At 51.8% G+C, this 8193-nt stretch carries 6 protein-coding genes and 1 pseudogene; all 7 read left to right on the forward strand.

The features are described 5' to 3' along the window. Positions 1 to 121 precede the first annotated feature (121 nt). On the forward strand, positions 122 to 475 hold the full coding sequence (locus L1D47_RS19440; protein ID WP_239886462.1) for a DsrE family protein: 354 nt from the start codon (positions 122 to 124) through the stop codon (positions 473 to 475). 109 nt (positions 476 to 584) lie between these two features. Beyond that, positions 585 to 1949: a bifunctional UDP-N-acetylglucosamine diphosphorylase/glucosamine-1-phosphate N-acetyltransferase GlmU gene (gene glmU, locus L1D47_RS19445; RefSeq protein WP_239886463.1), complete on the forward strand. Its 1365-nt coding sequence runs from the start codon at positions 585 to 587 to the stop codon at positions 1947 to 1949. A 208-nt stretch (positions 1950 to 2157) separates the two neighbouring features. Further along, positions 2158 to 4281: a TonB-dependent receptor gene (locus tag L1D47_RS19450; RefSeq protein ID WP_239886464.1), complete on the forward strand. Its 2124-nt coding sequence runs from the start codon at positions 2158 to 2160 to the stop codon at positions 4279 to 4281. Positions 4282 to 4429: 148 nt separating this feature from the next. Then, a complete protein-coding gene (locus tag L1D47_RS19455) occupies positions 4430 to 5200 on the forward strand; it encodes a DeoR family transcriptional regulator (RefSeq protein ID WP_041509722.1) in 771 nt (256 codons plus the stop codon). Positions 5201 to 5245: 45 nt separating this feature from the next. Continuing rightward, positions 5246 to 7075 (forward strand): glutamine--fructose-6-phosphate transaminase (isomerizing), encoded by a 1830-nt coding sequence (glmS, locus tag L1D47_RS19460; protein WP_239886465.1) that lies wholly within the window; start codon positions 5246 to 5248, stop codon positions 7073 to 7075. Positions 7076 to 7209: 134 nt separating this feature from the next. Then, positions 7210 to 7428: a hypothetical protein gene (locus L1D47_RS19465; protein ID WP_239886466.1), complete on the forward strand. Its 219-nt coding sequence runs from the start codon at positions 7210 to 7212 to the stop codon at positions 7426 to 7428. Between the two features lie 61 nt (positions 7429 to 7489). Continuing rightward, positions 7490 to 8193, forward strand: a pseudogene (locus L1D47_RS19470) (IS3 family transposase); the annotation flags it as partial.

Raw genomic sequence — 8193 nt, forward strand, 5'->3', positions numbered from 1 at the left:
AAGCAAGATTTTTAGATAAGTAGTTATTCTACAATTAAAAATATTAATGCAGTTATCGAGCGTTTTAACAAGCTAGAATGATCAATTATTTATTACGATTGGTATTACTGGGGGATATGCCATGCAACAAGTCTTGATCGTCGTTAACGATGCACCCTATGGGTCGGAGAAACTCTTTAACGCCCTACGACTGGCGATACAGCTCAATGAGCAGACCCCAATGCCTAAGGTAAAACTGTTTCTCTTGTCCGATGCCGTGACGGGCGTGTTACCAAGGCAACAACCGGGTGAGGGCTACAACTTACAGCAGATGCTAGAGATAGTACTGGCGCAGGGAGCCGAGGTGAAGTATTGCACCTCCTGTGTGCAGGCTCGAGGCCTCAGCGAACTCTCTGTTATCGAGGGATGTATGAAGGCCACCATGGATGACCTCGCGCTCTGGCTGCTGGAGTCGGACAAGATAATCAACTTCTAAGCGGCTTACAGGCGTGCCGTGTTCGCTTTTGCTGGCGCAATCTATTAAAATCAGCCGACTTAATTTGCATTATCTTCTGTATTAGCAGTAATCACCCAAGGATATCTCCATGGCACTGAACGTCGTTATTTTGGCCGCAGGCAAAGGGACTCGCATGCGCTCAGACCTTCCTAAGGTTCTCCATCCCATCGCCCACAAGAGCATGGTGCAGCATGTGATAGACACCGCACATCAACTGGGAAGCGAGGCGATTCAGCTGGTGTACGGATACGGTGCCGATAAGCTTAAGGCCCGCCTGGGCGAGCAAGCGCTGAACTGGGTGTTACAAGCAGAGCAATTAGGCACCGGCCATGCGGTGGCACAGGCAAACGACAACATTAACGATGATGACACCGTGCTGATCCTCTACGGTGATGTGCCTTTGATTCAGGCCTCAACCCTAGAGGCGCTGCTGGGTGCACGTGACGATAACGGCCTGGCTATTCTTACCGTCAACTTGCCGGATCCTACTGGCTATGGTCGCATCGTGCGCGAGGCCGGTAAGGTCGTCGGGATTGTCGAGCAGAAAGATGCGAGCGAAGAGCAGTTAAGCATCAAGGAGATCAATACGGGTATCATGGCGGCGCCGGGCAAGCAGCTAAAGGCTTGGTTGAGCCAGCTGTCGTCGGATAATGCTCAGGGCGAATATTATCTTACCGATATCGTGGCCATGGCTCATCGTGATGGCGTGAGTATCACCACGGCGCAACCCGCTTCGGCCATCGAGGTGGAAGGTGCCAATAATCGCGTACAGCTGGCCCAATTGGAGCGTGCCTATCAGGCGCGAGCCGCCGAACAGCTGATGCTCGAAGGGGCTAACCTGCGCGACCCTGCCCGTATAGACGTGCGCGGCGAGGTGACTGTCGGTATGGATGTGATGATCGATGTGAATGTGGTCTTCCAGGGTAAGGTCACCATAGGTAATAACGTGACTATCGGTGCCGGTGCCATTCTCATCGATTGTGAGATAGGGGATAACGCCGAGATTAAGCCTTATTCTATTATCGAAAATGCGATTGTGGGTGAAGCCGCCAGTGCCGGTCCTTTTGCCCGTCTGCGTCCAGGCGCCGAGCTCAAGCGTGATGCGCATATTGGTAACTTCGTCGAGATGAAGAAGGCCGTGCTGGGTGAAGGCTCCAAGGCGGGTCATCTGGCCTATATCGGCGACGCTCAAGTAGGGGCTGGCGTCAATATCGGCGCAGGAACCATCACCTGTAACTATGATGGTGCCAATAAGCACCTGACGGTGATCGAAGACGATGTATTTGTCGGCAGCGATACTCAGCTGGTGGCACCAGTCACCATAGGTAAGGGGGCCACCTTAGGTGCGGGCTCAACCATCACCCGTGACGTGGCGGCCGATGAGTTGGTGATCACCCGCGTTAAGCAGCGTCACCTGAGCGGCTGGGCACGCCCGGTGAAGCAGAAGAAATAGGCTGACTGCAGCGAAAGAAGCGACCAAAGTGGTCGCTTTTTTTATGCCTGTTTGGGCCAATGGAGGGCGAACAAGTATCTGAGCGGGCTAATTTAGTGAAGGAGATCTCCCTACAGTGTAAAGGGATGTAAATAAGCTTAAATAAAAATAATTCTCATTTATATTTGTCGCAACTTTCGTTTACTTGTCGTTTAGTGGTGAGGTTTGCATGTCATTTAAGCTATGTTCGTTTAACTATTCTCCTGTCGGATTTGCGGTACTGGCCGCGCTGACGGCTACGCCCGCATTGGCCGATGATGCCGAAAGCAGCCTGGTCGAAGCCAATATTGAACGCATTACCGTGACGGGGCGAACCTTTAACGACTATAAGGTTGGGGTCGCCTCGGGTGCCATGCGCGGCGACATAGATCTGATGGACACGCCACAGTCTGTGGCCATCATCCCCAACTTTGTGACCGATGAACAACTAGCGACCAACCTGTCTGAGGTGCTGGTGAACGACTCTAGCGTGACCAGCGGCAGCGAGAAGTGGAATCGCCAGGTATTTAACATTCGTGGCTTCGAACTGTCATCTGGCTCAGGCTATCTGATCAATGGTCAGCAGCAGTGGTCTCACTATGTGCAGCCTATTGAGACCCTACAGCAGGTCGAGGTATTAAAGGGACCATCTAGCATGCTCTATGGTCAGTCTGGTCCTGGCGGCCTGATCAACATGGTCACCAAGAAACCGACCTACGACACCTTGTTCAACCTGGGATTCGACACCGATGAACATGGTTCGACGCGTTTTCAACTGGATGCTGGCGGTAGCCTGAACGAAGCCCAGACGATTCGTTATCGCAGTGTGCTGGTTAAGCAAGACACCCAATACTGGCGGGAGTACCAGGATGGCACTAACCAGGAGCGTGATCGCTGGTTAGGCTATCTGAACCTTGAGTTTGATATCACAGACGATCTCATGTTGTCGCTTAAGTATGACCATACCCAGGACAAGACGGGTATCGACCGCGGTGGCTGGTTAAATAGCGATGGTGAGTTAATTGGTGGCAGAGATATCATCTGGGATATGCCCTGGGCCTTTACCGACAACACTATTTCAAACCTGGGCGCCGAGTTGACCTATCATCTCAGCGACGACTGGCAGGTTAAGGCGGGTTATAACGACCAGCAATTTAATCGCCGCCGCTTGGACTCTTTACCCAGTCTAGTGAAAGGGTCGGAAGATCCCTTTACCGATGGTTACACCATTAGTCCGTTCGACCGTTATGACGATTGGCAGCATAAGACGGGTTTCATCGATTTCACAGGTACAGTTAATACAGGAGATGTTGAGCATCAACTGTTGATCGGTGCCAACATGCTGGATTACTACTATGGCCAGCTAAAAGATGCTGGTAAGAAGAATCAGCCTGTGATGCCGGGTCAGCCGTTGCCTAAACCTGATCTCGATTATCATCGTGATACCACTAAGTCAGAATCTGATTACAAGCACTATGGCTTCTATATTCAGGATCTAATGACCCTCAACGAGCAGTGGCAGTTGCTGGCAGGTGTGCGTTATGACGAGCAGAAGAAGGATGGTAAAGGGAATAATAGTTATGCCGTATCGCCTAAGTTTGGGGTGATCTACTCGTCTGCAGACAATGGCAGCATCTACTTTAACTATTCCAAGAGCTTCACGCCGCAAGGGATTGTCAATAATCCTGAAGATGTGAATTATGAAATGAATCTGGATCCTGAATATGGCGAGCAGTATGAAATAGGCACCAAGTGGGAGCTATTCGATGGTGGATTATTACTGACAGGTGCAGTGTTTGATATAACCGTCTCCAATGTTACCGTGACCCAAGACCTGGGTGGTGGTGAGTCAATAACAACTCAGAGTGGTGAACAGCACCATAAAGGGTTTGAGATGGGCGCGCAGGGACAGCTGAGCGATAAGTGGTTTATGACCGGTTCTATGATGTATCTTGATGCACAATATAAGCGCCCAGAGCAAGATAGCCTAGATGGCAAGACACCTGTAGATGCACCCGAATGGTCGGCTAACATCTGGACTCGTTATGAGATGACAGAAGATCTGGCATTTAACTTTGGTGCCGTCTATGTCGGTGAGCGATTTGCCAATAAGGACAACAGCATCACTAAAGACGCCTATGTGCGTTTCGATGTCGGCGCCGCCTATACTATGGATGTTATGGGCAGCGATGTCAGTGTGCGACTTAACGTGAAGAACCTGTTCGATACCGATTATCTGGCTGGTGGCACCAATACGGATGTTACCGTTGGCGAAGGCCGTCACTTAGGACTGGCGCTGGAGGCTAAGTTCTAGATTTACCCTGCCTAATTCAAGGTGCCGAGCCGCAATCTTAGATAGCGGCTTTTTTGTTTTTAGCTTAGTTTTACGTCAATAGGGCTGGTAAAAAAGTTTCGAATTACTATAATTCATCTTTCGAAACGAAACTTAAGTGAAACTCTTTGTGAATAAACGAAACACCCAGCAGCGCCGCCATAGCATCATTGCCGTCTTGAACGAGACCGGCGAGGTGAGCGTGGATGAGCTGGCCAATCGTTTCGAGACCTCTGAGGTCACCATACGTAAGGATCTGGCTGCGCTGGAGAAAACCGGCTTGCTGCTGCGTCGTTATGGTGGCGCCGTGGCTATCCCGGACGAGGTCACTCAGCAGTTCAGTGCCAAGATAGCACCCAATAAGCTATCGATTGCCGAGGCGGCGGCCAGGTTGATCAAAGACCATAACCGCATCATTATCGATAGCGGTAGCACCACCTCTGGCCTGGTACAGCAGCTTAACGGCAAGCGGGGCCTGGTGGTGATGACCAACTCGCTGCAACTGGCCAATGCCATCCACGAGCTGGAAAACGAGCCGACTCTGCTGATGACCGGCGGCACCTGGGACACTCACTCCGAGTCTTTTCAAGGTCAGGTAGCCGAGCAGGTACTGCGCTCCTATAACTTCGATCAGCTGTTTATCGGTGCCGATGGTATCGATCTTGCCCGAGGAACCACCACCTTTAATGAGCTGACCGGCCTTAGCAAGGTGATGGCTGAGGTTTCCCGTGAGGTGATCGTCATGGTGGACTCCGACAAGATAGGGCGGCGCATTCCTAACCTGGAACTGGCCTGGCAGCAGATAAGCGTGCTGGTAACCGACGATAGAGTCGATGAGCAGACGGTAAAACAGATTAGTGAGCAGGGGGTTGAGGTGATCCTCGCACCCTACTCGAAATAGCATTTAAATTTTATTTTCATATTAGTGAGTAAGTAGGAAAAAACTATGTGCGGAATCGTTGGCGCAGTGGCGCAAAGGGATGTTGCGGAAATTCTACTCGAGGGGCTACGCCGCCTCGAATATCGTGGTTATGACTCTGCCGGTGTGGCGGTGATTCACAACAATGAACTGGCAAGCACGCGCCGTGTGGGTAAGGTGCAGGAGCTGTCTAGCGCCCTGGAACAGGCGCCGCTCGTCGGCGGTACGGGTATCGCCCATACCCGCTGGGCGACCCATGGCGAGCCTAGCGAGCGTAACGCTCACCCTCACCAGTCGAGTGGCGATATTGCCGTGGTGCATAACGGCATCATCGAAAACCACAACAAGCTGCGCGACATGCTAAAGGGCCTGGGTTATACCTTTAACTCAGATACCGACACCGAAGTGATCTGTCACCTGGTGCATCATGAGCTTAAGTCTCACGACACCTTGCTTGGTGCGGTGCAGACAACGGTTAAACAACTCGAAGGTGCCTACGGCACGGTTGTGATCGACCGTCGTGACAGCGAGCGCATGATAGTTGCGCGCTCAGGCAGCCCACTGGTAATAGGTTTTGGTTTGGGTGAAAACTTCGTCGCCTCTGATCAGCTGGCACTGCTTCCCGTGACGCGCTCGTTCGCCTTCCTCGAAGAGGGAGACGTGGCCGAGGTGACTCGCCGCACAGTGAGCATCTTCGATGTCGATGGCAATGCGGTCGAGCGTGAAGTGAAAGAGTCTGAAGTGACCCATGATGCCGGCGACAAGGGCGAATACCGTCACTATATGCTTAAAGAGATCTATGAGCAGCCTCGCGCTATCGCTCATACCCTTGAGGGACGCATCGCCGGTGGCCATGTGCTGGATTCTGCCTTCGGTGAAAACGCAGCCGAATTCCTAAAAGATATCAAACACGTGCAGATCATTGCCTGTGGTACCAGCTACCACGCGGGCATGGCGGCACGTTACTGGCTCGAGGATTGGGCCGGTGTCTCATGTAACGTCGAGATCGCCTCAGAGTTCCGTTACCGTAAGTCGCACCTGTTCCCCAACAGCCTGTTGGTGACTATCTCGCAATCGGGTGAAACTGCCGACACTCTGGCGGCGCTGCGTCTAGCCAAAGAGATGGGCTATAAGGCGACCCTGACCATCTGTAACGCACCGGGTTCGTCACTGGTTCGCGAGTCGGATATGGCCTATATGATGAAGGCAGGCGCCGAGATTGGCGTGGCCTCAACCAAGGCCTTTACCGTGCAGCTGGCCGGTCTTTTGATGCTGACTGCCGCCATCGGTCGTCACAACGGCATGTCTCCCGAGATGCTCGCCGAGATCACTCAGAGCCTACAGTCTATGCCGGCTAAAGTAGAGCAGGCGCTAGGCTTGGACGATGCCATCGCCGAGTTGGCCGAAGACTTTGCCGACAAGCATCACGCCCTCTTCCTGGGCCGTGGCGATCAATATCCCATCGCGATGGAAGGTGCGCTTAAGCTTAAGGAGATCTCCTACATCCACGCCGAGGCCTATGCCTCTGGTGAGCTCAAGCATGGCCCACTGGCGTTGATCGATGCCGACATGCCGGTGATCGTCGTGGCACCAAACAACGAACTGCTGGAGAAGCTCAAGTCGAACGTCGAAGAGGTGCGTGCCCGTGGTGGCCTCATGTATGTGTTTGCCGACAAGGATGCCGAGTTCGAGTCGGATGACACCATGAAGGTGATCCCTGTGCCACACTGTGACGACTACATGGCGCCGCTCATCTACACCATTCCGCTGCAGCTGCTGTCTTACCATGTTGCCTTGATCAAGGGCACCGACGTGGATCAGCCGCGTAACCTGGCAAAATCGGTAACGGTTGAGTAACTTACACTCTTAGTTAAATAACCCTTGTCGGAAGACAATAAAGTTTGATCAGTTACAATAAAGTCTGATCATATACAATAAAGATTGATCGATTTTTAACCTCCTGCTAAGTTTAACTTAGTCGGGGGTTTTTTATGTCAGATGCAGATAAGCCACTCAATAAGAAAGACCAAAAGCGTTTAGATGAAAAGCGAGGTAAAGGGGCGGGGAAAGATTACGTTCCTTTCATTAAAGTTGGAGAATTCAGCAGCTCTGGCGAAAGCGTTCGTGTTAAAAGCACCACTGTTGGACGCATACATCACTTGTTCTCTGGAAATGAGCTTGCGGCATTTTTGGTGTTTGTAGTGGCATAGTGAATTTGGCCACCTGAATAGACGAAGTGATAGACTCACTTCCAGAGAAAAGGTGGTAGAAATGAAGAACACAAGACCGACATTCAGTGCAGAGTTCAAATTAGAAGCTGCGCAGCTGGTAACGAAACAGGGATACAGCATAACTGAGGCTGCAAGCGCGATGGGCGTSAGTAATTCAGCCATGCGTAAATGGGTAAACCAGCTTCGACAGGAGMAGCAAGGCGTATCCCCCAAAGGCGCACCGCTCACCCCCGAACAACAGCGGATCCGCGAGCTGGAGAAGAAAATCCGCCGCATTGAAGAAGAGAACACCATTTTAAAAAAGGCTACGGCTCTCTTGATGTCAGACTCACTGAACAGTTCTCGTTAGTCGAGAAACTCAGGAAGAGCCATAGCGTAAAGCGGATTTGTTCAGTATTTAGTATTCACCGCAGCAGTTACAAGTATTGGCKAAGCAGASCTATCACCATTGATTCGAAGCAGATAAAGTTGCACAGCATGGTGCGGGAGGCTTATGAAGCCAGCAATGGRTCAGCGGGTGCCAGAACCCTGGCTGATATGGTGACGACAGCTGGCGTGAGATTGACGCGCTATCGTGCCACAAGGCTGATGAAGAAGCTGAGGCTAGTGAGCAGCCAGGTGCCGCAACATCGCTACAAAAAGGCAGACAAGGAGCATGTCGCCATCCCTAATCTCCTTGACCGCCAGTTTGCTGTGACGGCTCCCAATCAAGTGTGGTGTGGCGATGTGACCTATGTGTGGACA

It is taken from the genome of Shewanella sp. Isolate7, assembly GCF_022398425.1.
Classification (GTDB): Bacteria; Pseudomonadota; Gammaproteobacteria; order Enterobacterales; family Shewanellaceae; genus Shewanella.